We start from the raw sequence: 22935 nt of genomic DNA on the forward strand, positions 1-22935 counted from the left end.
GGCAACCCGAAGTCAAAACACCGGATCAAGCTACACCGGGCGCCGGGGGAAGTCGAGCCAGTGGCGCTATTGGATGCCGTCTCAGCCCAGCCGCACCCACAGGGCCGCGCCCCAGACGCCGCCACAGAACAGCAGCGTCAGCAGCACCGCCGCGCTGCCCAGGTCCTTGGCCTGCCCCGAGAGCACATGCCATTCATCGCCGATGCGGTCGACCACGGCCTCAACTGCGGTATTCAGCAGTTCTGCCACCAGCACCAGGACGACACTGCCGAGCAGGACGGCGACCTGCACCCAGTCCCGCCCCAGCCAGAAAGCCGCAGGCAGCATGCACAGGGCCAGCAGTGCCTCGAGAAAGAAAGCCGGCTCGCCCCAGGCAACACGCAGGCCACGCCAGGAGTAACGCAGCGCCCAGGGGAGCCTGCGCCAGCCGCGACGCCTTGGGGGAAGCTGTCCGGGTTGCTCCGAGGTCTTCATGGCAATCACCGTGGGCATAAAAAAAACCCCGAGGAGCGCTGCCCTCGGGGTTTGATTTGGTGGAGCTACGCGGGATCGAACCGCGGACCTCTTGCATGCCATGCAAGCGCTCTCCCAGCTGAGCTATAGCCCCGTAAACGGTTGAATCAGCAGCCTTTGTTGGCCGCCTCAATCACTGAGGACGCGAATTCTAGAGAGGCCGTCCTGGGCTGTCAAGCGCCTGGCGGAAAACTTTTTCATCGTCGTCGGCCGGAAGGTAGCCACAGCGCCTCAAGGCTGCCCCGATCCTCGGCAGGGCCGGATGGTCGGCCGCCGGGGCCGCCGCGCGATCCGCCTCGATACCCGCGCGTCGATAGGCCGCGGGCATGGAGGGGTGCGCGGTGCCCTGCTCCGACAACTGCGCCGACTCGAAAGTCAGGCCGAGAAAATCCAGAACCCGTGTGAGCTCCCCCCGCGGATTGGCGACCAGATCCTCGAAGCGCAGGAACAGCGTCTTGTCCCGCCCGCGCAGAAAATCGTGAACCTCCACGGCGTACAGCCAGTTGTCGCAGGCCTGGGCCAGATCCTGACCGGCGCGGCGCATCTTGGAATCCACACAGGCGCGACCGTCCCGCATCAGGTAGATCACCGGGACCCGGGCCAGCGCCCGGTTGAAGAAAGTGTCCAGAATGGCCTCGGCGGGCTCCCCGCGCAGGGCCTGGTGCAGATTGTGGCGATTGAGCCCGGCGAGCTGCTCCGTGGTGATCTTGTTGCCCCAGCGGGGTGTGGGTGCCGCCGCAGCGGCCGCCGAGCAGGCGTGGAGAAAGGCCTCGATACGGTCCTCGAGCACCCGCCCCGAGCGCTCGGGAATACTGCGCCCGCGCAGTCCCCCGGTCCCGCCCACCTCGAAGCCGACGGTCAGCGCCGAATGCTGGTCGAGCAGCGCTGTCAGCAGGCTGGTACCGGAGCGCCCGGCACCGACCAGCAGAAAATCCAGGGCCGGCGTCACGCTCAGCCCTCCGCGGTCAGCGCCGCGTATTCCTTTTCCAGACGCTTTGCCGCTTTCTTGGACACGCCGCCGAGCACCCCAATGGCGTGGCGCAGTCGGGCGCGGCTCATGTCGGGGCCGAGAATCGCCATGGAGTCGACCACTGAGAAGGAGGCACTGGTTCCGGCCACGGCGATGAACAGCGGTGCGAGGAAGTCGCGGATCTTCACGCCCCGGGCATCCGCCAGCGTCTTCAGGGCCGACCACACCTGGTCGCGATCCCATTCACGCAGGGCTTCCAGGCGCCACAGGGCCAGTTGCAGGTTCGCCACCAGCGTCTCCCGCTCCGCCTTGATGCCATCGAAATCACTCTCCCGCAAGGGCAGCTCACCCGACACCAGGAAGGCCGCCAGCGGCGCAAAATCACTGAGGACCTCCATGCGTTTCTGGGCGTGGGGCAGCACGGCGTTCAACGTATCGGCGTTGTAGGCCCAGGCCACCAGACGCTGGGCCAGCTGCGCCTGGCTCAGATCCTCGCGAATCCACAGGCCGTTCAACCAGCGCAGTTTCTCCACATCGAAGATGGGACCGCCGAGGGAGACCCGCTGGATATCGAAATGTTCCAGCATCTCGGACAGGGAGAACTTCTCGCGCTCATCGGGCATCGACCAGCCCATGCGCCCCAGGTAGTTGAGCAGGGCCTCGGGCAGGAAGCCCATGCGCTGGTAGTAGAGAATGCTGGTGGGGTTCTTGCGCTTGCTCAGCTTGGACTTGTCGGGATTGCGCAGCAGCGGCAGGTGGCAGAGCACCGGCATGTCCCAGCCGAAATACTCGTAGAGCAACTTGTGCTTGGGCGCGGAATTGATCCACTCCTCCCCGCGCAGGACATGGGTGATGCCCATGAGGTGATCGTCGACGACATTGGCCAGGTGGTAGGTCGGCATGCCGTCGGACTTGAGCAGGATCTGGGCATCCACCATGCTCCAGTCCAGCTCGATGGTACCGCGCAGGAGATCGTCGACGGCACAGGCACCGGGCTCATCCGGTACCACCATGCGAATCACATAGGGCATGCCCTCGGCGTCGCGGCGCGCCACCTCGTCCTCAGGCAGCATCAGGTCAGCCGGCTTCAGCGCCGTGCTGTTGCCTGCGGCCCGGCGTTCCTCGCGCAGGGTCTCGAGCTCCTCCGGGGTGCGGTAACAGCGGAAGGCCTTGCCTGCCTTCACCAGCTGCATGGCGTACTCACCGTAGAGCTCCATCCGTTCGCTCTGGCGATAGGGCCCGCAGTCGCCGCCGATATCGGGACCTTCGTCCCATTCCAGACCGAGCCAGCGGAGGGAGTCCAGGATCGCCTGCTCCGAGGCCGGGGTGCTCCGGGCGCGGTCGGTATCCTCGATGCGCAGGATGAACTGACCACCGTGGGCGCGGGCGAAGCAGAGGTTGAACAAGGCGATATAGGCCGTGCCGACGTGGGGGTCCCCGGTCGGCGAGGGTGCGATTCTTGTGCGTACGGTCATGCGACAATCATCCCTGAAGAAAAACCGCGATTATACGGGTCCCGCCCGCGCCTGCACACAGACGGGCGCCCCTCCCCGGCTCCTCCCGCCAGACAGAGCGCTTGCGGGCCGGATGACGAGGCCGCAAACTACACCCTTGCCAAAGGTGGCGTTAATGCGAATAATTAGCGTTACCATCAAACAGGACGGGAGAGCACGTCATGGGATATCGCACACTGCTGCGCGGCCTGCTGGGCGCCACGCTGGGCCTGCAGCTGGCCTTCACGGCACCCTCGCAGGCCCAGAACACGGAAGTGAACATCTATTCCGCCCGCCAGGAAGCCTTGATCAAGCCCCTGCTGGATCGCTTCACCGCCGACACTGGTATCGACGTGAACCTGGTGACCGGCGATGGTGACGCCCTGCTTACCCGGCTGCGCAATGAAGGTCGCAACTCCCCCGCCGACCTCCTGCTGACCACCGATGCCGGCCGCCTCTACCGCGCCCAGGAAGCCGGTGTGCTGCAGCCCCTCGGCGCGCCCGAGCTGGACGCCCTGGTGCCGGCTCACCTGCGCAGCTCTGAAGACTACTGGATCGGGCTCTCCCTGCGCGCCCGGGTGATCGTCTATGCCCCCGACCGCGTGGATCCCGAAGAACTCAGCACCTACCAGGCACTGGCGGAGCCCCGGTGGAAGGGCCGCGTCTGTATCCGCTCCTCCAGCAACATCTACAACCAGTCCCTGGTGGCGAGCTTCCTGGCCAACCACGGTGAAGAGGAAACCATGGCCTGGCTGGAGGGCCTGGTCGGCAATTTCGCGCGCCCGCCCCAGGGGGGTGACCGCGACCAGATCAAGGCCGTCGCCGTGGGCCAGTGCGACGTTGCCGTGGTGAACAGCTACTACCTGGGCGGCATGCTGCGCTCGAGCGAACCCGAAGAGCGGGCCGCGGCGGACGCGGTGGCCCTGTTCTGGCCCAACCAGGCTGAAGGCGAGAGTGGTACCCATATCAATATCAGTGGCGCCGGCCTGACCCGCGCCGCGAAGAATCCCGACGCGGCGCGGGCCCTGATCCGCTTCCTGCTGACCGCCGAGAGCCAGCAGTGGTACGCGGAAACCAACAACGAGTACCCGGTGCGCGATGGCATTCCGGTCAGCGCCGTTCTCTCGGCCTGGGGTGAATTCCGCGGCGACACCCTGGATGTCACCGAACTGGGTCAACGCAATGCCGACGCCGTGATGGCCATGGATCGCGCCGGTTGGAAGTAAGCACCACAGCGACCCCGGCAGCAGCCCTGCCCCTGCGACGCCCCCGCCTCTGGCGGGGGTGTCTGCTTCTGTGTGCCGCCATACTGAGCCTGCCGGTGCTGGTCATCGTGGGCAGCCTGGCTGGTGGCTACAGCCCCGCCTGGGGCCACCTGGTGGACACGGTACTGGCGGACTATGTGGTCAACTCCCTGTTGCTGATGCTCGGCGTGGGCGTCGGCACCTTCGTGCTGGGGGTCAGCGCCGCGTGGCTGACCGCCATGTGTGAGTTCCCCGGGCGACGGCTGTTCAGCTGGGCCCTGCTGCTGCCCATGGCCATGCCCGCCTATATCATCGCCTACACCTACACCGGTATGCTGGACTATGCCGGCCCGGTGCAGAGCCTGCTCCGGGAAAGCTTCGACTGGGGCTACGGGGATTACTGGTTTCCCAGCATCCGTTCCCTCGGCGGCGCCATCTGCATGCTGTCCCTGGTCCTCTACCCCTACGTCTACCTGCTGGTCCGCGTCGCCTTCAGCGAGCAGTCCACCGCGGTACTCGAGGCCAGCCGCAGCCTCGGCAAGACCCCCTGGCAGACCCTTTTCCTGGTGGCTCTGCCGATGGCCCGGCCGGCCATTGCCGCGGGCATCAGCCTGGCCCTGATGGAAACCCTGGCCGACTACGGCACCGTGGCCTATTTCGGCGTCAGCGCCTTCACCACCGGGATTTTCCGTACCTGGTACGGCCTGGGTGAGCTGCAGACAGCGGCGCAGCTGGCCGCCTTCCTGCTGCTGTTTGTGTTCGCGCTGTTTGCCCTGGAGCGCTACTCGCGCCTGCGACTGCGCTTCCATCCCGCGTCGGCGCGCCAGGAGTCCCGGCGCATCCAGCTGCGCGGTGCGCGCGCGGCACTCTGCACATTGCTGGCACTGGCCATTGTCAGCGCCGGCTTTCTCCTGCCCGCCCTCCAGCTGGCCAGCTGGGCCTTCGACGATCCCGCGCGTGCCCTCGAGGCTCCCTTCCTCGACCTGGTAGGCAACAGCTTCATGCTCGCGGCGATGGCGGCGCTGTGCTGCCTGGTCCTGGCCCTGCTGCTGGGCTACGGTCGGCGCCTGCATCCCGGCAGGCTGGAAACCCTCGCCGTGCGGGTGTCCAGCATGGGCTACGCCGTACCCGGCACCGTGATCGCCGTGGGTGTCCTGATCCCCTTCGCCTGGCTGGACAATGGCATCGACAGCCTGGCCCGGGAGTGGCTGGGCGTCTCCACTGGCCTACTGCTCAGCGGCAGCCTCGCCGCGCTGGTATTTGCCTACGTGGTGCGCTTCCTGTCCGTCGCCCTGCAATCGGTGGAGTCCGGCCTCGGGCGGATCCGCCCGGCCCTGGACGAGTCGGCCCGCAGCCTGGGGCACAGCCCCGCCCAAGTACTGCGCCGGGTACACCTACCGATGCTCCGGGGCAGCCTGTTGACCGCGCTGCTGCTGGTTTTCGTGGATGTCCTCAAGGAGCTGCCCACCACCCTGATCCTGCGCCCCTTCAACTTCAGCACACTCGCAGTGCGCGCCCATGAGCTGGCCTCGGACGAGCGCCTGGCGGACGCCGCGCTGCCGGCTCTGGCCATCGTGCTGATCGGTCTGCTGCCTGTTATCCTCATGACCCGCAATCTGTCCCGAGGCGACAACAACGCGTGAACAGTCAACTCGAAGTCCACAAGGTTACCGTGCGCTACGGTGCATTCACGGCGGTAGAGGATGTGTCACTGACCCTGGAAAAGGGACAGATCGGCTGCCTGCTGGGCCCCTCCGGCTGCGGCAAGACCACACTGCTGCGCGCCATCGCCGGCTTTGAACGGGTCGCGGAGGGCTCCATCGCCCTCCACGGCAGCGTGCTGTCGACGCCGCGCGAGCAGGTCGCGGCCGAGCAGCGCAAGGTGGGCATGGTATTCCAGGATTTCGCCCTCTTCCCCCACCTGAATGTGCGCCGCAATATCGCCTTCGGCCTCTCGCACCTGGACCGGCGCACCCGCCGCGCTCGGGTGGAGGAAATGCTGGCACTGGTCTCCCTGGACGACTACGCGAGTGCCTACCCCCACGAACTCTCGGGCGGGCAGCAGCAGCGTGTGGCACTGGCCCGGGCGCTGGCGCCCAATCCGGAGATTCTGCTGCTCGACGAGCCCTTCTCCAGCCTCGACAGCGAACTGCGCGAGCAGCTGGCGGGGGAAGTGCGCGAGCTGCTGAAACAGAACGGTGTCACCGCCATCCTGGTGACCCACGACCAGCACGAGGCTTTTGCCATGGCCGACCGGGTCAGCCTGCTGCACCGGGGCCGGATCGCGCAGTCGGATACGCCCTACAATCTCTACCACAACCCGGCCAACGAGTTCGTGGCGGAGTTCATTGGCCACGGCAGCATGGTCAGCGCCACGGTGGATGCGGCGGGCGAGCTGAACCAGGGCCTGGGCAGCCTGGATCGCAGCCACGGCCACTGGGAGCCCGGGGAACACCTGCGGCTGCTAGTGCGCCCCGACGACGTCGAGTATGAGGAAAACAGCCGCACCCGCTTGCGCGTCGTGGGCAAGGCCTTCCGCGGGGCGAGTTATTTCTACGACCTGCTGCTGCCGGACGGCCAGCGCGTTCCCTGCCTTACCCCGAGCCACATCGACGTCCCTCTGGGCGGCGAGCTGCCGATCCGCTTCAACCTGCAACACGTGGTGGTCTTCGCGCCGCCGCGTGAGCCCACAGCCGACTGAAAGATCACAACTAGGCGTCGGCTTTCAGCGCCGGTGGTATCACCTCCCACTCCGGCGCCTCGAACTCGCCGATCAGGGTAATGTCCACATGGGGCGACTGCTCCGCGATGATGTCGGCAACCTGCTGCGGCAGGTTGCCCTCCATGGCGTCCCGGGCCGCCTTGCTTTCCCAGGTGGCGATGGCGAGCAGGCGCGAGGGGTCGCCGATCTTGCGGTGCAGGCGCGTTCCCCGGGCACCGGGTGCGCGCTGAATGATCTCGCTGGCGCGTATCCAGGCCTCGGCATACTGCTCTGCGCTGTAGCCCGGATGCAGATAAACCTCAAAGATATAATGCATGTCCCGATTATGCCTCCGCCTGCGGCCGAATACCAAACTGCGGCCAGGACCCTGGGCCGCAGCGGTCAACACTGCTAGTGTAGTGCACTACACTGGAACCTGAGGACAGACCTCACTGACGCAGAAGGAACTCGACATGACTCCGGTGACACTCAAAGAATTGCTGACGTGGACACAGAAGGCCCACAGCCACCTGGCCGCCGACCTGGAGCGGGCCCGCCAGGGCACCGGTGACGAACCGGTGAGCTATCTGCTGGACTATCTCGCCGAGCACGAGGAGCACCTGGCGCTGGCACTGGAGCGCTTCGTTGCCGACTGCCACGACGATGTTCTGGCCACGCGCGTGCAGCATTACCTGGAAACCCGCTTGCCCGGCGATGGCGAACTCCGCCTGGGTGCTGTCGAATCGGGCAACGGGGATGCCTTCACCGCGCGCATTCTCGACTGCCACAACCGGCTGATCCAGCTCTATCGCTTCCTGGGCGAACGCGTGGAGCCACCCCATGCAGCGGAAATCCTGCAGGAGGTGCTCGAGCTGGAGGAGAAGGAAACCCAATTGCTCTCCCACCAGGCCAATCGCATGCACGACCTGTAGTCGGTGCCGAATCGCGATAGAATACGGGTTTGGATCATTCCGCAAGCGAAACCGATGTCGTCAACAGCCCACAGCCACCGTTTCTGCACCGCTCCCCTGATGGACTGGTCGGACCGCCACTGTCGCTATTTCTGGCGCCTGCTGACCCGGCGCGCGCGGCTGTACACGGAGATGGTGACCACCGGGGCCCTGATCCATGGCGACCGCGAGCGCTTCCTGCGCTACGCTGCGGCCGAGCAGCCGGTGGCACTGCAGATCGGCGGCAGCGAGCCGGCGGATCTGGCGCGCTGCGCCCGCTGGGCCGAGGACTGGGGCTACCGGGAGATCAACCTCAACTGCGGCTGTCCCTCGGACCGGGTGCAGTCGGGCCAGTTCGGCGCCTGCCTGATGGCAGAGCCGCAGCGGGTCGCCGCGGGCGTGCGCGCCATGCGCGACGCCTGCGACATACCCGTGACCGTGAAGCACCGGCTGGGCATTGACGACATGGAGTCCTACCAGCAGCTGCTGGACTTTGTCGCCCCCTCCGCGGAGGCCGGCTGTGACACCTTCATCGTGCACGCCCGCAAGGCCTGGCTCCAGGGCCTATCCCCGAAGGAGAACCGGGAAATCCCGCCCCTGAACTACGACTGGGTGTACCGGCTCAAGCGCGAGCTGCCGGGGCTGGGGATCGTTCTCAACGGCGGCATCGACAGCCTCGCTGCCTGTGACCAGCACCTGCAGCAGCTGGATGGCGTGATGCTGGGGCGGGCCGCCTATCAGAACCCCTGGCTGCTGGCGACGGTCGACAGCACACTGTTCGGCGAGCCCGACCCGGTCAGCAGCCGCGACCAGGTGATCGACCGGCTGCTGCCCTACCTGGAGGCGGAACTCGCCCGCGGTGTTCCCCTCAAACACATGACCCGCCATGTGCTGGGCCTCTACCAGGGCCAGCCCGGCGCCCGCCAATTCCGCCGTCACATCAGCGAGTACGCGCACCGCCCGGGTGCCGGCATTGACGTGCTGCTGGCGGCCCGAGAATACACCCGCCGTGCCGCCGAGCGGCGCGCCGCCTGACACAGGACCTCAGCAGATGCCCAACAAGTTGTCCCGGCTCAAGGACATGACACAGGTCGTTGCCGACACCGGCGATATCGAAGCCATCCGGCGCTTTCAGCCCACCGACGCGACCACCAACCCCTCCCTGTTGCTGAAGGCCGCGGGGCTACCCCACTACGCGGAACTGTTGCGGGAGGCCCGGCGCGCCGCAGAAAAACAGGGCGGCAGCGATGCCGAACAACTTGCGGACTGCTGCGACCGCTTTGCGGTTGCCGTGGGCCGGGAGATCAACCGCATCATTCCCGGGCGCGTGTCCACGGAAGTGGATGCCCGCCTCTCCTTCGACACCCAGGGCACCATCGCGCGCGCGCGCCGACTGGTGGCACTCTACGAATCGCTGGGGATCGGCCGCGACCGTCTGCTGATCAAGATTGCCTCGACCTGGGAGGGTATCCGCGCCGGTGAAGTCCTGGAGAAAGAGGGCATCCACTGCAACCTCACGCTGCTCTTCAGTTTTACCCAGGCCGCCGCCTGTGCCGATGCCGGCGTCTACCTGATATCCCCCTTCGTGGGCCGCATCCTCGACTGGCACCTGGCCAACACGGACCTGCAGGTGCACAGCCCCACCGACGACCCCGGGGTACAGTCAGTGGATCGCATCTATCGCTATTACAAGGCCCATGGCTACGACACGGTGGTGATGGGTGCCAGTTTCCGCAACACCGGCGAAATCGAAGCCCTGGCCGGCTGTGACCGCCTGACCATCAGTCCCGCTCTCCTGGAAGAGCTGGAACAGGACAGCGGCGAGCTGCCCCGGCGTCTCTCCCCCGCCCTGGAGAGCTCCGATACACCACAGTCGCTGGTGGAAGCGAACTTTCGCCTGCAACTGAATGCGGACGCCATGGCCACGGAGAAGCTGGCCGAGGGAATTCGCAATTTCATCGCCGACCAGGTGCGCCTGGAACAGCAGGTTGCGGCGCTGTGATCCGTTCCCTGGTCAAGCTGTTTGCCGTGGATGAACAGGAGAGTCCGGCGCAGCGCGAGCACCGCCTGAAACTGGCTGCCGCGGCACTGCTGGTGGAAACGGCGCGGTCGGATTTCGAGGAGGACGCAGCGCTGGAAAAGGCCCTGCGGCAAGCCCTGGATCTGCCGGATACGGAAGTCCGGTCCCTGCTGGCCGAAGCCGGAACCCGCGCCGATCACGCCACCTCCCTGTATGAATTCACGCGGGTGATCAATGATCATTTCAGCCCGGAGCGCAAGCGCGAGCTGGTGGCATTGATGTGGCAGGTGGCCTGGGCCGATGGCAGCTTGCACCACTACGAAGAACACCTCATCCGCAAGGTCGCCGAGCTGATCTACGTGCCCCACGAGGACTTCATCCGCGCCAAACTGGAGACCCGTCCCGACTGAGGGCAGAAGCACAGACCCGGGCTGCGTGGCGGCGCCTCAGCCGTGTTCCAGCGCGGCCATCAGATCCTTGAAACGCACGCGGTTTTCCTCGTTGAGCCCCATCAGTACCCGGTGGGCCTCGATCACCTTCTCGCGCACGGCATCCTCACTGCCCTGAACCACCGGGATGCGGTGCACGTTGTCGGGGTTGGCACAGACATCCTCGTGCAGCTCGAACAGGCGCTGGAAGCCCATACTCTTGATCAGGCGGGTAATGCCGGGGTTGCTGGAATAGATGGCGGGCATGAAACCAAAGCGGTGCCGCACTTCCAGCGCCAGCTTGGCGAGCAGGCCGAGGGTCGTGCTGTCCACCCCCTCGGCGTCGCAGAGATCGACCCAGACGCTGGCAAACTCGGGGTTTTCCAGCATGCGATGAAAGTAATCGTCGATGGTGGTGCACAGGGTCAGACGCACGTCCCCTGTCATGCGAATGACATAGGCACCGTCCTTGCTTGCAGCGAGAATGCGGCCTTCGTCCATCTCAATCCCGTCGGCTGATATACAGCGCAGCAATGTCGTCGGGGGCCGTTTCCAGTTGGTCCAGCTGAAGGCGGGCCTCCAGCGCCTTCGGCGACCCCAATGTCTCCTCGACCACCTGCAGCAGGGCCTTTTCCCGCGCGATCAGGTCCCCCGGCGGCAGGATTTCCAGGACGCCATCGGAAAACAGCACCAGGGTAAACCGCTCGGGCAACTCCAGGAACTGTTCCGAGAACTCGGCGTCCTCCAGCATGCCCACGGCACTGCCTTCGCCGTCCAGGTATCGGGCCCTGCCCTCGCTCACCAGTACCGGCAGGGGCAAGTGCCCCGCCACGCTGTAGCGCAGGCTGTTGGCCGTGGTGTCCAGCACACCCACCACAATGGTAGCAAACTTCCCGACCGAGAGCCCGAGCAGCTCCTTGTTCACCCGCTGCAGCATGTCCACGGGGTCGAGAATGGTGGCGTCCGCGCGGCGGAAGAAATCCGAGCGCTTGCGCGCAAAGAGGTTTTTCAGCAGCACCGTGGTGAAGGCCGAAGAGCTGCCGTGTCCGGACACATCCGCCATGAAGAACACCACATGGTGGGCGCCGACGGTGAAGTAATCGGTAAAATCGCCGCTCAGGAACAGCGAAGGGATGACCCGGTGACTGAAGCAGTAATGCCCGACCTCCAGGGGACTCGAGGGCAGCATGCGCAACTGCACCTGGCGCCCCGCCTGCTGGTCCTGCTCCAGCATGTGGACGGTGCCCCTGAGTTCGATATTGGCCTGCTCCAGGCGCTCCCGGGACTCTTTCAGCTCGCGGCGAAGGCGCCGCTGGCGCACGCAGCGGTCGAGGGATTTGGTGAGTGCCTGGAGGTCATCCACCGGCCGCACGAAAAAGTCACTGGCACCCAGGCGCAGCGCCGTCATCATGCGGTCGACCTCCGCCCGGTCGCTGATAATGACCGTCGGCACCTGCATGTCGCGCTCGCGAAGGGCGTGCCGGGTCGGGCGCCAGGCGTCGGCATCGAGGTCCAGCTCACAGAGCATGACGTCGACTTCCTCTTCACCCAGCAGGGTGGCCAGGGCCTCGTCCGGCGTCGTCGCCACCGAGGCGCGGAAGCCCTCCCCCGACAGCGTTTCCGCCAGGGCCTGTGCCCGCGGGGTGTCATCATCTATGACCAGCACGTAGCCGTTATCAGACATCATGGAATACTTGGCTTGATTGCCGCCGACAGTACGCCCCCGGGCACTCGGGAGCAATGCGGGGCAGCGGGTTTGGGCAGGATTTCACAGATTTGCTTCGCCGCCGGGAACCGCACCGCTAGAGATCATCTTCCCAACCGTTCTCGAAGTCGGAGAAGCTGTCCTCCACGACTCCTTCGGTCACCAGCGCCCGACGCTGTTGCAGATAGGCATCGCGGATGAAAATGTAACGATCGCCGGTGATCAACTCTTCGGCCTTCAGCAGGCGCACACGACTGTCGACAATATCGAGCGCGTAGAGCGTATTGCGGGTGCGTACATCGTCTACCTGGGTTTCCAGTGAACCATAGGTATCCACAATGTTGCCAAGACCACTGCGGACCGTGCGCGGCCCGAACAGGGGCACCACCAGGTAGGCACCTTCCGGAGCGCCCCACCGGGCCAGGGTGTGGCCAAAGTCGGTACGGTAGCGATCCACGCCCATCGGCGTAGCCACATCAAACAAACCCAGCACGCCGAAGGAGGTATTCAAGAGAAAGCGGCCGCCATTGCGGGCGGCCTCCGGCAGGCGCCACTGCAGCAGTGCGTTCAGGGTACCGTTGAAGTCCTGGAGGTTATCGAAAAAATTGCTGACACCGCGCTCCGCGGGGTCCGGCAGGACAAAGCGGTAACCCTCCGCCACCGGTTTCAGGAGATAGCGGTCGAGCTGGTCATTGAATACGAAAATGGGACGGTTGATGGACTCCAGAGGGTCCGACTCGGCAGCGGGGGCGAGCCCGGGAACCAGGAGTGAGCAGACCAGCAACAGGGCGCGCAGACTAGACATCATCGATCCGTACACGAAAAAATTCGCGGAATGGTACGCCTGCACTGATCGCCCCGCAACCACGCGCATGCGCCTCACGGCTCGACCAGCAGGATGTCGCGCTGGACGAATTCCGCCAGCTGTCGCGCCCCCGCCTCCGCCAGCGACGCTGCCGGCTGCTGCAGCTCACCGGCCAGCGCGTCGATCAGTTCACCGGCGCGGCACCCGGGCTGGTCGCGACACAGTTCCAGCAGGCGCGCGGTCGCGGCGTTCAGCACCATGAACTCCACCCGCTGCGCGCGGTTCCGCCACACCAGCAGGTAGACCGGCTCCCCCGGCTCCTGCGGCTGAAAATCGGGTCCGATCCGGTGTACCGGAAAACGGTAGGCCAGCAGCCAGGCCAGCGGGGACAGCTGCAAGCTCGTCTCCAGAAGTGGCTGCGGCGGGCTGACCGGGGGCGGCAGGGAGTCCTCGGCAACGTCCAGGGCCAGCTCCACCCACTCGTAATGGGCCAGTTCCCGGAGAAAAGGCGGATCCGCCGGGAGCGGCTGGTAGTGCTGCATCAGGAAAGCCAGAAACTCCTGGCTGATCTCCAGAAAGTACGGACTGCTGCAGGGATGATCCCGAATAAAGGCGCGGACCAGCTCGCGCCAGCTCTCGCGCGCGTACAGGCTGTGGAGCACCGGGAAACCATTGCGCAGAAAACCCTCGATATTGTTGAACACCAGATCGCGATAGACCTGCAATCGGCGCGGCTCGACGTCGGGGGGTGGTGCCGCATGCGTCGGGTTGCGCAGGTAGGCAGCCCAATGCTGCTGGGCGCTGTGCAGGTCAGGCACGCAGAGCCTCCCCCGCGGATTGAGCGGCAACCTGCAGCTGGCGAATCCTGTCCACCTGGGCCAGCAACTGCTCCAGGGGCGGAAAATTGAAATCCCGTTCCAGCAGGGTCGGCAGCGGACCGGTCAAGGCGTAGGTGTCCGCCAGCAGGGACCAGACCGGGTCGATGACATCGGCACCGTGGGTGTCCACCTTGAGATCCGGCGCTTCGTCATAGTGCCCGGCAACGTGGAGGTAGCGAACGCGGTCCAGGGGCAGCGAGGCAATGAAGTCGCGGGGGTCGTAGCCGTGGTTGATGCTGTTGACGTAGACATTGTTGACATCCAGTAACAGCTCGCAGCCGCTTTCCGATGCGACCGCGGCAATGAAGGCCGCTTCACTCATGTCCTGCCAGGGTTGGGCGTAGTAGGAGGCATTCTCCAGCACCAGGGGCGCACCCAGCATGTCCTGCACCTGGCGCACGCGGCCGGCGACCCAGTCCACCGCTTCCTGGGTGAAGGGTATCGGCAGCAGGTCGTAGAGATGACCGCCCGCGCCGCAGAAGCTGAGGTGCTCGCTGTAGACCGGCACCTTCAATTCGCGCATCAGGGCACCGATCCGAGTGATCAGGTCCCGGTCCAGGGGGTCCGGGCCGCCAATATCCAGGGACAGGCCGTGGAACAGGAGTGGCCGGTCGGCCACGACTTGGTGAAACTGCCGCTGCAGGCGACCACCGACACCGATCCAGTTTTCCGGGGCCACCTCAAAAAAATCCACAGCAGCGGGATCCGCGGCCTGCAGCGCCCCCATCAGGGAGCGCCGCAGACCGAGGCCCGCGCCGGCGGGCATGGCCGGCGCATCAGGCATCAGGCGCCGCCACACTTGCCTTCGCCGCACTTGCCTTCGGCGTCCTTCTCACCGCCGGCGTCGCCGCATTTGCCTTCACCGCACTTGCCCTCGGCATCCTTCTCGCCGCTGGCCTCACCGCACTTGCCTTCGCCGCACTTGCCTTCGGCATCCTTCTTCTCGCCACCGGCCTCGCCACATTTGCCTTCACCACACTTGCCTTCGTGGTCGGCATAGTTGGCCTGGTCATAGCCACCGCGCAGCGTCTCGGCGGAAAAAGGGTCGCTGGCGGCGGAGGCCACCGGCGCCACGGAGCTGGCGAGGAACGCGGCACCGAGTGCCATGGCGAGGGGTTTCCTGGAGTGTGTCATGGTTATGTCCTTCCCGTGATCTGAGTTTGCATCCTCCCCCGCCAGCACGCGCGGACGGGGGCGAACAACAGCCTGAGCCATCGTCCTTCATTGAGTATGAACGAAACCGACAGGCTCGGTTCCGTCACAGGGATACAGAAAACGGTAATATGTTACAAGGGCCCCGGGCGGTCCCGCGCCCTCTCCGCGCCGGTCAGCCGCCGCGTCAACCCGGGTTGCGGGTCAGCCACTCGGCGACCGACTGCCACTGCTGGCGCAGGCGTTTCTCGGACACCGGACGGCGAGTGCCCAGCTGCTGGGCAAACAGGGACACCCGGAACTCCTCCAGCATCCAGTGGTACTCGGCGGCCTCGGGACACAGGGCCAGCAGGCCGGGATAGCGCTGCATCGCGCTGTCCAGGGGCTCACGAAGGGCCTCCAGCTGCTCGGTGCGTTCGCGATCGCGCTCCGCCTGCCCGGCCAGCCGCTCGGCGCGCTGCTGCAGGGCCTTCATGTAACGCGGATACTGACCCAGCCACTCAGGGGGGGCATCCCTGAGGGCATGCCCGCCCCACAGGCGCTCGATTTGCGCCTCGATATCGGCCAGTGATTCTGTCCGGCTTTTGTCCCGGTTGCGTTGCAGCCACTGGCGCGCTTCGGCCAGTGCGGCCAGCGCCGATAGCACATTGCGTTCCAGCTCGTTGGCCACCTCGACCACGCCGCCACAGCGCTGCAGCAGCCCCTGGAAGGCGGCGGCATCACGAACCGACCAGGCATCCCCGAGATCCAGTGACTGCAGATAGGCGGCGTCCACCAGGTCCGCTACCAGGGCGTCCCGCTGCAGGCCCGCCCCGGCGACCAGCAACTGACTCTGGTTGCCCCGCAGGAGCTGCTTGCGCAGGAAGCGCTGCTGCTGGCGCTGCTGCAGCTCGACCAGTCGCAACACGCCGAGACGATGCTGCAAACGGGCCTGCCCGGGATAGTCACAGAGAATCACCGCCACGCTCTCCCCGCGGTCTTCGAGGGCCGGCCAGGCGACGATCTCGATGCCGGCCTGGCGGCTGCGCCACTCCGCCGGCAGCGGGCCGCAATCCCAGCGGGTCAGCCCCTCCCGGGCGGGGCTGTCGCCACCGCCACCGGCGACACTCTCCCGGGTGTCCTCGGCGAAGCGGTCAACCAGGGCCTGCAAGTCGCGCCCCTGGGCCAGCAACTTGCCGCGGGCATCCACCACCCGGATATTCATGTGGTAGAAGCTCTCGAGCCGCTCCGGGTTGAAGTGGCCCGCCTCCAGGCGCTGCCCTGCCTGCCGCGACAGTCGCTGGGCCAGGGCCTGGCACAGGGGCACATCGTCGGGCTCCATTCCCGCCAGGGCCCGGTCGACGCTGTCCGGCACCGGCACCAGCGCCTTGCGGCGATCCTTGGGCAGGCCCTTGACCAGCTGGATGCACTTCTCCCGCAGGAGGCCGGGTACCAGCCACTCGAAGCGATAGCGCGGCACCCGGTTGAGCAAGCCCACGGGGATGGTCACCGAGACACCGTCACCCTCCCCGCCCGGCTCGAACGCATAGCTCAGGCGCAGCGACAGGTCGCCCCACGCCAGCCGGTCGGGAAATTGCGCCTCAAGGCCGGCCTCCGGTGCCCGCGCCTGCAGCAGCTCCCGCGAGACACGCAAATTCCGCTCCGCCGCGGGCTCCCGTTTCAGCCAGCTGCGCAGGCTCTCCGCCGTGGTAATATCACCGGGCAGGTGCTCATCGTAGAAGCGAAACAGCACCTCCTCGTCCACCAGCAGATCGCGGCGGCGGACCCGGGTCTCCAGCTCCTCCAGCTCGCGCACCTGGCGCTGGTTGAACTTGAGGAAAGCGGGTGGACGCGGGAAACGGCCGGCGATCAGGCCCTCCCTAATCAGCAGCTCCCGTGCCTCCCCCGGGGCCAGGGGTCCATAGTGCACGGGGCGCCGGTCGGCCAGCACCAGGCCGAACAGGGACACCCGCTCCCAGGCCGTGGCCCGCCCCCGGCGCGGGTCCCAGCGGGGCTCGTAGTAGTGGTGCTTGAGCAGGTCCGTATTGGTCTCCAGGGCCCAGGTCGGATCGATCGCACCGACACTCCGGGCGAAGACCCGGGAGGTTTCCACCACCTCCGCCGCGACGATCCACTTGGGCGTCTTGCGACCCAGGGCCGAGCCGGGGAAGATCTGCAGCTTGCGGTTGCGCGCGCCGAGATACTCGCGCCCTTCCTGGTGCTGGGCAATATTCGACAGCAGCCCGCTCAGCAGCGCCCGGTGAATCGCCTCGAAAGGCTCTTCTTCCGCCGCGGCAATCTCCGCACGGGGCCGCAGTCCGATCTGGCGGCAGGCAATGCGCAGCTGGGCGTGCAGGTCGCGCCACTCGCGCAGGCGCAGATAGGACAAAAACTCCCGCTGGCACAGCTTGCGCAACTGGTTCTGACTCAGGGCCTGGCGCTGCTCCTCGTAGTAGCGCCAGAGATTCAGCCAGCTGATGAAATCCGACTGCGGGTGGCGGAAGCGCGCGTGCAGCTGGTCCGCCTGCTGCCGCTTGTCCGCGGGGCGCTCCCGGGGGTCCTGTACCGCCAGGGCGGCGGCGATCACCAGGACCTCCTCCAGGCAAGCCAGTTGACCGCTGGCCAGCACCATGCGCGCCAGCCGCGGATCCACCGGCAGGCGCGCCATCTGGCGGCCCAGCCCGGTGAGCTTGCCGGAACGCTCCACCGCGCCCAGCTCCTCCAGCAGGCGGTAGCCGTCGCGCACCATGCGCGGGTCCGGCGGGTTGATGAACGGGAAGCGCTGGACCTCGCCGAGTCGCAACTGCAGCATCTGCAGGATGACCGCGGCCAGGTTGGTGCGCAGGATCTCGGGATCGGTAAAGGCCGGCCGGGCGAGGTAGTCGTCCTCGCTGTAGAGACGCAGGCACACGCCGGGCCCAACCCGTCCGCAGCGGCCCCGGCGCTGATCGGCACTGGCCCGGGAGATCGGCTCGATGGGCAGGCGCTGCATCTTGGTGCGGGCACTGTAGCGGCTGATCCGCGCTTCCCCGGGGTCGATGACATAGCGAATGCCAGGTACCGTCAGCGAGGTCTCCGCGACGTTCGTGGCCAGCACCACCCGCAGCCCGCGCCGCCGCGCGGGGTCGAACACACGGTTCTGCTCGGCCTGGGAGAGTCGGGCATACAGCGGCAGCACCTCCAGGCGCTCCCGCCCGCGCAGAGCGTGGGCCAGCTCGCGGATATCCCGCTCGCCGGACAAAAACACCAGCACGTCGCCCCGCGGCCCCAGCTCCCCCGCTTCGACCGACTCCACCAATTGCACAATTTGTTGCTGCAGCCCCAGGTCGCGGTCCTCGGCGGGATCCAGATACAGGGTCTCCACCGGGTAACCGCGCCCGGACACCTCGAGGACTGGCGCATCGTCGAAATGCCGCGAGAAACTCTCCAGGTCAATGGTCGCCGAGGTGATGATCACCTTGAGATCGGGGCGTCGCGGCAGCAGCTGCTTGAGGTAACCGAGCAGGAAATCGATGCTCAGGCTGCGCTCGTGGGCCTCGTCGATGATCAGGGTATCGTACTGGCGCAGCAGGCGGTCCCGCTGAATTTCCGCCAGCAGGATGCCGTCGGTCATCAACTTGACCGCGGTGGCCTCGGTAACGCTCTCATTGAAGCGCACCTGGTAGCCCACCAGGTCGCCGAGCTGAACCTGCAGCTCGGCGGCAATGCGCTGGGCAACAGTGCGCGCGGCCAGCCGCCGCGGCTGGGTGTGGCCGATGCGCGCCTGCTGGCCGCGCCCCAGCTCCAGGCAGATCTTGGGCAACTGGGTGGTCTTGCCGGAACCGGTCTCGCCGGCGATGATCACCACCTGGTGGTCGCGGATCGCGGCGGCGATATCCTCCCGGCGCTGTACGACAGGCAGGTCTTCCGGCCAGCGAATGGGCGGAATCACCCTGGCGACCGGACTTGCTGCAACTTCACTCACGCGTCACCCGGCTCCTTCAGCTCCCGGCGCAGGATCTTGCCCACATTCGACTTGGGCAGCTCATCGCGGAATACCACTTGCTTCGGCACCTTGTAGGCAGTGAGGCTGCGGCGCATGAAGTCACGCACTGCCTCGACCGTGAGCTGGCCCGAGCGGCTGACCACATACATGCGGACCGCCTCCCCGGTCTCCTCGTCGGGCACCCCCACCGCCGCACACTCGACCACGTCGTCGTGCTCGTAGAGCACATCTTCCAGTTCGTTGGGGTAGACGTTGAAACCGGAGACCAGAATCATGTCCTTCTTGCGGTCGACGATTTTCAGGTAGCCGTCCTCGCGGATAAGCGCAATGTCACCGGTGTGAAACCAGCCCCGCTCGTCGAGCACGGCCGCGGTGTCTTCCGGCCGGTTCCAGTAGCCCTGCATCACCTGCGGCCCCTGCACGCAGAGCTCCCCGGGCTCGCCCATCGGCACCGGCTCGCCGGCATCATTGACCAGCTTGACCCGGGTCCCCGGCAGGGGCAGGCCGATGGTACCCAGCACCCGGCGGTTGCCCGGGTTCGCGGCAACCACCGGCGACGTTTCGGTCAGCCCGTAGCCTTCGGAAATACCGCAGCCGGTGATCGACTCCCAGTGCTGGGCCGCCGCGTGGGACAGCGCCATGCCACCGGACATGGTGACCTTGAGTTGCGAAAAATCCAGGCGGCGGAAATCCTCCCGGGCACAGAGGGCCGCAAACAGGGTATTCAGGCCAAAAAAGACCGAGGGGCGGTACTGGCGGAAGCGCTTTATCAGGTCCTTCTGGTTGCGCGGGTCGGGGATAAACACCATGTGAAAGCCGTTTACCATGGAAAACACGCAGGTCATGAAAGCGTAGATATGGTAGGTCGGCAGCGGCTGCATCAGCACCTCGCGCCCCGGCGACTGCGGCTGGCTGACCATGTACTCATCTACCTGCAGCACATTGGCCACCAGGTTGCCGTGGGACAGTCGTGCGCCCTTGGCGACCCCCGTGGTACCGCCGGTATATTGCAGCAGCGCCAGGCTGTCCCGGTGCGTCGGGATCCAGGTAAAGCGACGCTCCCCGCCCAGTGCGAGAGCCGCCCGCAGGTGCACGGCATGCTCCAGGCCGGCGGCCTGGCGGCTGCCTTTCAGGTAGCGCGCCGCGGTATTCAAGAGCCAGCGCCGCAAGGGGGGGTGCAGATCCGCCGGCTGGGTCATGACCACGTGCTCGACGCCAGTGTCCCGCAACACGGCCGCCGCCGTGGCGGACATGCCCTCCAGCACGACCAGGGCGCGGGCACCGGAGTCCTGCAGCTGGTGGCGCAATTCCCGCTCGCTGTACATCGGATTGGTGTTCACCACCACCAGGCCGGCGCGCAGGGCCCCGAGCACGACTACCGGATATTGGACCAGGTTCGGCAGCTGCACCGCAATGCGATCACCCATTTCCAGGCCAGTGTGGTGCTCAAGATAGCTGGCAAATTGCCCCGACAGGTCGTCCAGCTCGGCAAAAGTGATGGTGTGGCCGAGGCTGGTGAAAGCCGCTTCGTCGGCGTGCTCGCGGAAAGCGTGCTCAATCAGTTCGATCAGGTTGTCGAAGCGCTCCAGATCAATCCGGCTATTCACGCCCAGCTCGCGCCAGGTCGCGGCAACCCGCTTTTGCAGCTCGATCACGCTTTCCTCGCTCATGTTTTCCTGCTCCCGGACAGGCCAAATCAACCGGTACAGGGTATCATCACCGCCCTGGTTTTGCCGCGCAGGAATGAGCCCCTATGGACGCCTTGAGCAACGTACCCTACAGCACCCTGAGCATTGGCCAGCAGGCCAGCAGTACCCGTGTCGTCAGCCGGCGGGACATCCAGCTCTTCGCCCTGGCCAGCGGCGACTGGAACCCGCTGCACCTGGACGACGACTACGCCGCCACCACCCACTTCGGCGAGTGCATTGCCCACGGCATGTTCACCGGCGCCCTGATCTCCGCGGTGCTCGCCAACCAGCTGCCCGGCCCGGGCACCGTCTACCTGGAGCAGGCGCTGCGCTTTCGCGCTCCGGTCCACATCGGCGACACCCTGGAAACCCGGGTCAGCGTGAGCGAGAAACGCGACCGCGGCCAGCGAGTCGTGCTCGACTGCGAGGTTGTCAACCAGGATGGCAAGCGGGTCGCCACCGGTACCGCCACCGTCATCGCCCCCACGGAAAGCCTGACCGTGATGCCCCGCAGTCCGGACTTGGACAGCCCCTGAGGCACTGGCACAATAGCCCGCAATCCGCCTTCGAGAGAGTGACCATGCGCCGTCATCAAGCCCCTCACGCAGCCCCTCTGATCGGCCTTCTCGCCCTGCTTTTGCTGGCCCCCCTGGCGGCGCTGGCGAGCAGCCCGGCCGAGGAAAGCCGCCGCCTGCACGCATTCCTCGACGCGCTGTACGAGGAAGAGCTGCGCTTCTCGCCGGAATACCTGACCAAACTCGGCCGGCGCGACCTGCAGGATCAACTGGATGACTACAGCGAGGCCGGTGAGCGGGCCTACCTCGAGTGGTACCGGGACAGCGTCGCCCGCCTGGGCGACCGCTTTGACCGGGGGGCCCTGGATGCCGAGGGGCAGTTGTCCTGGGATTTCTGGCATTTCCGTCTGGAGCGCCTGGAGGACAACTGGCAGTTCCGCAAGCACCCCTACGTGCTGACCCAGGTCAGCGCCAGTCACACCGACCTGCCCCAGCTCCTGATCAACTACCACGAGGTGGCAAGCGAAGCCGACATGCTCGCCTACATCAGCCGCCTGGAAGCCTTTGAGCGGGCACTGGGCCAGATGCGTCAGCGGGCCGAGGACGCGGCCGACAAGGGCATCCGTCCACCCCGCTTTGCCTACGACTACGTGATCGGGCAGTCCCAGGAGCTCCTGCGGGGGGCGCCCTTCGATACCTCCGGGGAGGATTCCGCACTCTGGGCCGACGCCCGGGCGAAAATCGACGGCCTGCGCGAACGCGGCGTCATCGACCTGGAGCGGGCAGAAGTGCTCCAGCAGCGCACCCGGGAAGCCCTCATCAACCGGGTCGGCCCCGCCTACCGCGCCCTGATCGCGTGGTACCGGGAGGATCGCAGCGCGGCCCCGGCGGAGGCGCGGGGAGCACTCTCCCTGCCCGACGGCAAAGCCTGGTACGCCAACCGCATCCGCGAGTACACCACCCTGGACCGGGACGCGAAAGCCATCCACGCCCTGGGTCTGCAGGAGGTGGCGCGGCTTCGCGAGGCTATGGAGGCCATCCGCCGGGAAGTGGATTTCGAGGGCGATCTGGCGGCTTTTTTCACCTTCATCCGCGAGGAAGAGCGCTTCTACTACCCGAATACTCCGGCGGGGCGTCAGGCGATTATCGATGAAACCCGCGATTATCTGGCACGCATAGAGCCGCACCTGCCGGACTATTTCGGCCGGCTGCCGATCACCCCCCTGGAAGTGCGCCGGGTCGAGGCCTTCCGCGAGCGGGATGGCAGCGCGGCCTTCTATGAGCAGGGAACACCCGACGGCAGCCGCCCCGGGGTGTACTACATGCACCTCTCGGACATGCGCGCCAACAACCGCACCGACCTGCAGACGACCGCCTACCACGAGGGCAACCCCGGCCACCACATGCAGGTGGCCCTGAGCCTGGAGAACACCGGGCTCCCCGCCTTCCGCCGCAATGTCTGGTACTCCGCCTATGGCGAGGGCTGGGCCCTCTACAGCGAGCTACTGGCGGCAGAGATGGGCGTCTACGACGACCCCTACATGCAATTCGGCCGCCTGGCCGCCGAGATTTTCCGGGCCATCCGCCTGGTGGTGGATACCGGTATGCACGCCATGGGCTGGAGTCAGGAGCGCGCGGTCCAGTACATGCTGGAAAATTCCGCCATGCCGGAGTCACAGGTGCGCTCGGAAATCGAGCGCTACCTGGTCTGGCCGGGCCAGGCCCTCTCCTACAAGATGGGCATGCAACATATCCTGGAGCTGCGAGAGCAGGCCAGGGCGGAACTGGGGGATGACTTCGATATTCGCGGCTTCCACGATGTGGTGCTCGGCGGGGGCTCCCTGCCGCTGCCACTGCTGAGCCGTCAGGTGGAAGGCTGGATCGAGAGGCGGAGCGCACGGTGAGCGCG

21 protein-coding genes and 1 tRNA gene are annotated in these 22935 nt (G+C 66.3%); 9 read left to right on the forward strand and 13 right to left on the reverse strand.

All coding sequences use genetic code 11. The features are described 5' to 3' along the window. Positions 1-81 precede the first annotated feature (81 nt). The 4 genes from ACYVGS_RS01095 to gltX form a co-directional block, all read right to left on the reverse strand. Positions 82-492, reverse strand: a complete 411-nt coding sequence (locus ACYVGS_RS01095) for a diacylglycerol kinase (protein WP_460586779.1) — start codon at positions 490-492, stop codon at positions 82-84. A gap of 39 nt (positions 493-531) precedes the next feature. Continuing rightward, positions 532-607: transfer RNA gene (locus ACYVGS_RS01100), tRNA-Ala, on the reverse strand. A 57-nt stretch (positions 608-664) separates the two neighbouring features. Beyond that, the gene (locus ACYVGS_RS01105; protein ID WP_460586780.1) at positions 665-1462 is read right to left on the reverse strand and encodes a sulfotransferase family protein; all 798 of its coding nucleotides are present in this window, start codon (positions 1460-1462) and stop codon (positions 665-667) included. A gap of 2 nt (positions 1463-1464) precedes the next feature. Next, positions 1465-2958, reverse strand: coding sequence for a glutamate--tRNA ligase (gene gltX / locus ACYVGS_RS01110; RefSeq protein WP_460586781.1), 1494 nt, complete (start codon positions 2956-2958; stop codon positions 1465-1467). A 200-nt stretch (positions 2959-3158) separates the two neighbouring features. Between gltX and ACYVGS_RS01115 the strand changes: the two genes are divergently transcribed. The 3 genes from ACYVGS_RS01115 to ACYVGS_RS01125 are packed head-to-tail and all read left to right on the forward strand — an operon-like array spanning position 3159 to position 6921. Next, positions 3159-4202, forward strand: a complete 1044-nt coding sequence (locus tag ACYVGS_RS01115) for a Fe(3+) ABC transporter substrate-binding protein (RefSeq protein ID WP_460586782.1) — start codon at positions 3159-3161, stop codon at positions 4200-4202. After that, positions 4193-5863, forward strand: coding sequence for an ABC transporter permease (locus ACYVGS_RS01120; protein ID WP_460586783.1), 1671 nt, complete (start codon positions 4193-4195; stop codon positions 5861-5863). The genes ACYVGS_RS01115 and ACYVGS_RS01120 overlap by 10 nt, the downstream gene beginning before the upstream one ends. After that, positions 5860-6921, forward strand: a complete 1062-nt coding sequence (locus ACYVGS_RS01125; protein ID WP_460586784.1) for an ABC transporter ATP-binding protein — start codon at positions 5860-5862, stop codon at positions 6919-6921. The genes ACYVGS_RS01120 and ACYVGS_RS01125 overlap by 4 nt, the downstream gene beginning before the upstream one ends. Positions 6922-6931: 10 nt before the next feature. Here ACYVGS_RS01125 and ACYVGS_RS01130 read toward each other — a convergent pair whose 3' ends face one another. Continuing rightward, positions 6932-7258 carry an antibiotic biosynthesis monooxygenase family protein gene (locus ACYVGS_RS01130; protein ID WP_460586785.1) on the reverse strand — a complete coding sequence of 109 codons (327 nt, stop codon included), beginning with the start codon at positions 7256-7258 and terminating at the stop codon, positions 6932-6934. Between the two features lie 136 nt (positions 7259-7394). On the opposite strand from ACYVGS_RS01130, the gene ACYVGS_RS01135 reads away from it, so the two are divergent. The 4 genes from ACYVGS_RS01135 to ACYVGS_RS01150 are packed head-to-tail and all read left to right on the forward strand — an operon-like array spanning position 7395 to position 10301. Next, positions 7395-7853, forward strand: coding sequence for a hypothetical protein (locus ACYVGS_RS01135; protein WP_460586786.1), 459 nt, complete (start codon positions 7395-7397; stop codon positions 7851-7853). 54 nt (positions 7854-7907) lie between these two features. After that, positions 7908-8906, forward strand: a complete 999-nt coding sequence (gene dusA, locus ACYVGS_RS01140; protein WP_460586787.1) for a tRNA-dihydrouridine(20/20a) synthase DusA — start codon at positions 7908-7910, stop codon at positions 8904-8906. Between the two features lie 16 nt (positions 8907-8922). Then, entirely contained in the window at positions 8923-9873 is a 951-nt protein-coding gene (tal, locus tag ACYVGS_RS01145) for a transaldolase (RefSeq protein WP_460586788.1), read from the forward strand. Continuing rightward, positions 9870-10301 (forward strand): tellurite resistance TerB family protein, encoded by a 432-nt coding sequence (locus tag ACYVGS_RS01150; RefSeq protein WP_460586789.1) that lies wholly within the window; start codon positions 9870-9872, stop codon positions 10299-10301. Before tal ends, ACYVGS_RS01150 begins: the two co-directional genes overlap by 4 nt. Positions 10302-10337: 36 nt before the next feature. On the opposite strand, the gene ACYVGS_RS01155 is transcribed toward ACYVGS_RS01150, so the two are convergent. The 8 genes from ACYVGS_RS01155 to ACYVGS_RS01190 form a co-directional block, all read right to left on the reverse strand. Continuing rightward, positions 10338-10820, reverse strand: coding sequence for an STAS domain-containing protein (locus tag ACYVGS_RS01155; protein ID WP_460586790.1), 483 nt, complete (start codon positions 10818-10820; stop codon positions 10338-10340). 1 nt (position 10821) lies between these two features. Further along, positions 10822-12006 carry a PP2C family protein-serine/threonine phosphatase gene (locus tag ACYVGS_RS01160; protein ID WP_460586791.1) on the reverse strand — a complete coding sequence of 395 codons (1185 nt, stop codon included), beginning with the start codon at positions 12004-12006 and terminating at the stop codon, positions 10822-10824. A 115-nt stretch (positions 12007-12121) separates the two neighbouring features. Continuing rightward, positions 12122-12829, reverse strand: coding sequence for an MlaA family lipoprotein (locus ACYVGS_RS01165; protein WP_460586792.1), 708 nt, complete (start codon positions 12827-12829; stop codon positions 12122-12124). A 74-nt stretch (positions 12830-12903) separates the two neighbouring features. Beyond that, positions 12904-13647 carry an HvfC/BufC N-terminal domain-containing protein gene (locus ACYVGS_RS01170; RefSeq protein WP_460586793.1) on the reverse strand — a complete coding sequence of 248 codons (744 nt, stop codon included), beginning with the start codon at positions 13645-13647 and terminating at the stop codon, positions 12904-12906. Beyond that, positions 13640-14491 carry an MbnB/TglH/ChrH family RiPP precursor modification enzyme gene (locus ACYVGS_RS01175; protein WP_460586794.1) on the reverse strand — a complete coding sequence of 284 codons (852 nt, stop codon included), beginning with the start codon at positions 14489-14491 and terminating at the stop codon, positions 13640-13642. Before ACYVGS_RS01175 ends, ACYVGS_RS01170 begins: the two co-directional genes overlap by 8 nt. Beyond that, positions 14491-14841 carry an HvfA family oxazolone/thioamide-modified RiPP metallophore gene (locus tag ACYVGS_RS01180; RefSeq protein ID WP_460586795.1) on the reverse strand — a complete coding sequence of 117 codons (351 nt, stop codon included), beginning with the start codon at positions 14839-14841 and terminating at the stop codon, positions 14491-14493. The genes ACYVGS_RS01175 and ACYVGS_RS01180 overlap by 1 nt, the downstream gene beginning before the upstream one ends. 205 nt (positions 14842-15046) lie before the next feature. Beyond that, complete coding sequence (gene hrpA, locus ACYVGS_RS01185) at positions 15047-18802, reverse strand: ATP-dependent RNA helicase HrpA family protein (protein WP_460586796.1); 3756 nt, start codon at positions 18800-18802, stop codon at positions 15047-15049. Beyond that, the gene (locus ACYVGS_RS01190) at positions 18799-20493 is read right to left on the reverse strand and encodes an acyl-CoA synthetase family protein (protein WP_460586797.1); all 1695 of its coding nucleotides are present in this window, start codon (positions 20491-20493) and stop codon (positions 18799-18801) included. The genes hrpA and ACYVGS_RS01190 overlap by 4 nt, the downstream gene beginning before the upstream one ends. An 83-nt stretch (positions 20494-20576) precedes the next feature. Here ACYVGS_RS01190 and ACYVGS_RS01195 point away from each other — a divergent pair, with 83 nt between their 5' ends. Both ACYVGS_RS01195 and ACYVGS_RS01200 read left to right on the forward strand, forming a co-directional pair. Then, entirely contained in the window at positions 20577-21047 is a 471-nt protein-coding gene (locus ACYVGS_RS01195) for a MaoC/PaaZ C-terminal domain-containing protein (protein WP_460586798.1), read from the forward strand. A 44-nt stretch (positions 21048-21091) separates the two neighbouring features. Next, positions 21092-22930 (forward strand): DUF885 domain-containing protein, encoded by a 1839-nt coding sequence (locus ACYVGS_RS01200; RefSeq protein ID WP_460586799.1) that lies wholly within the window; start codon positions 21092-21094, stop codon positions 22928-22930. The last annotated feature ends 5 nt before the right edge of the window (positions 22931-22935 follow it).

This window comes from Haliea atlantica (genome assembly GCF_054779855.1).

Excerpts from the sequence above, each read along its gene's own strand:
- ACYVGS_RS01095 (WP_460586779.1), bottom strand. The coding sequence starts at position 492 with ATGCCCACGGTGATTGCCATGAAGACCTCGGAGCAACCCGGACAGCTT.
- gltX (WP_460586781.1), bottom strand. The coding sequence starts at position 2,958 with ATGACCGTACGCACAAGAATCGCACCCTCGCCGACCGGGGACCCCCAC.
- ACYVGS_RS01115 (WP_460586782.1), top strand. The coding sequence starts at position 3,159 with ATGGGATATCGCACACTGCTGCGCGGCCTGCTGGGCGCCACGCTGGGC.
- ACYVGS_RS01130 (WP_460586785.1), bottom strand. The coding sequence starts at position 7,258 with ATGCATTATATCTTTGAGGTTTATCTGCATCCGGGCTACAGCGCAGAG.
- ACYVGS_RS01135 (WP_460586786.1), top strand. The coding sequence starts at position 7,395 with ATGACTCCGGTGACACTCAAAGAATTGCTGACGTGGACACAGAAGGCC.
- dusA (WP_460586787.1), top strand. The coding sequence starts at position 7,908 with ATGTCGTCAACAGCCCACAGCCACCGTTTCTGCACCGCTCCCCTGATG.
- tal (WP_460586788.1), top strand. The coding sequence starts at position 8,923 with ATGCCCAACAAGTTGTCCCGGCTCAAGGACATGACACAGGTCGTTGCC.
- ACYVGS_RS01155 (WP_460586790.1), bottom strand. The coding sequence starts at position 10,820 with ATGGACGAAGGCCGCATTCTCGCTGCAAGCAAGGACGGTGCCTATGTC.
- ACYVGS_RS01160 (WP_460586791.1), bottom strand. The coding sequence starts at position 12,006 with ATGATGTCTGATAACGGCTACGTGCTGGTCATAGATGATGACACCCCG.
- ACYVGS_RS01165 (WP_460586792.1), bottom strand. The coding sequence starts at position 12,829 with ATGTCTAGTCTGCGCGCCCTGTTGCTGGTCTGCTCACTCCTGGTTCCC.
- ACYVGS_RS01175 (WP_460586794.1), bottom strand. The coding sequence starts at position 14,491 with ATGCCTGATGCGCCGGCCATGCCCGCCGGCGCGGGCCTCGGTCTGCGG.
- ACYVGS_RS01180 (WP_460586795.1), bottom strand. The coding sequence starts at position 14,841 with ATGACACACTCCAGGAAACCCCTCGCCATGGCACTCGGTGCCGCGTTC.
- ACYVGS_RS01190 (WP_460586797.1), bottom strand. The coding sequence starts at position 20,493 with ATGAGCGAGGAAAGCGTGATCGAGCTGCAAAAGCGGGTTGCCGCGACC.
- ACYVGS_RS01195 (WP_460586798.1), top strand. The coding sequence starts at position 20,577 with ATGGACGCCTTGAGCAACGTACCCTACAGCACCCTGAGCATTGGCCAG.
- ACYVGS_RS01200 (WP_460586799.1), top strand. The coding sequence starts at position 21,092 with ATGCGCCGTCATCAAGCCCCTCACGCAGCCCCTCTGATCGGCCTTCTC.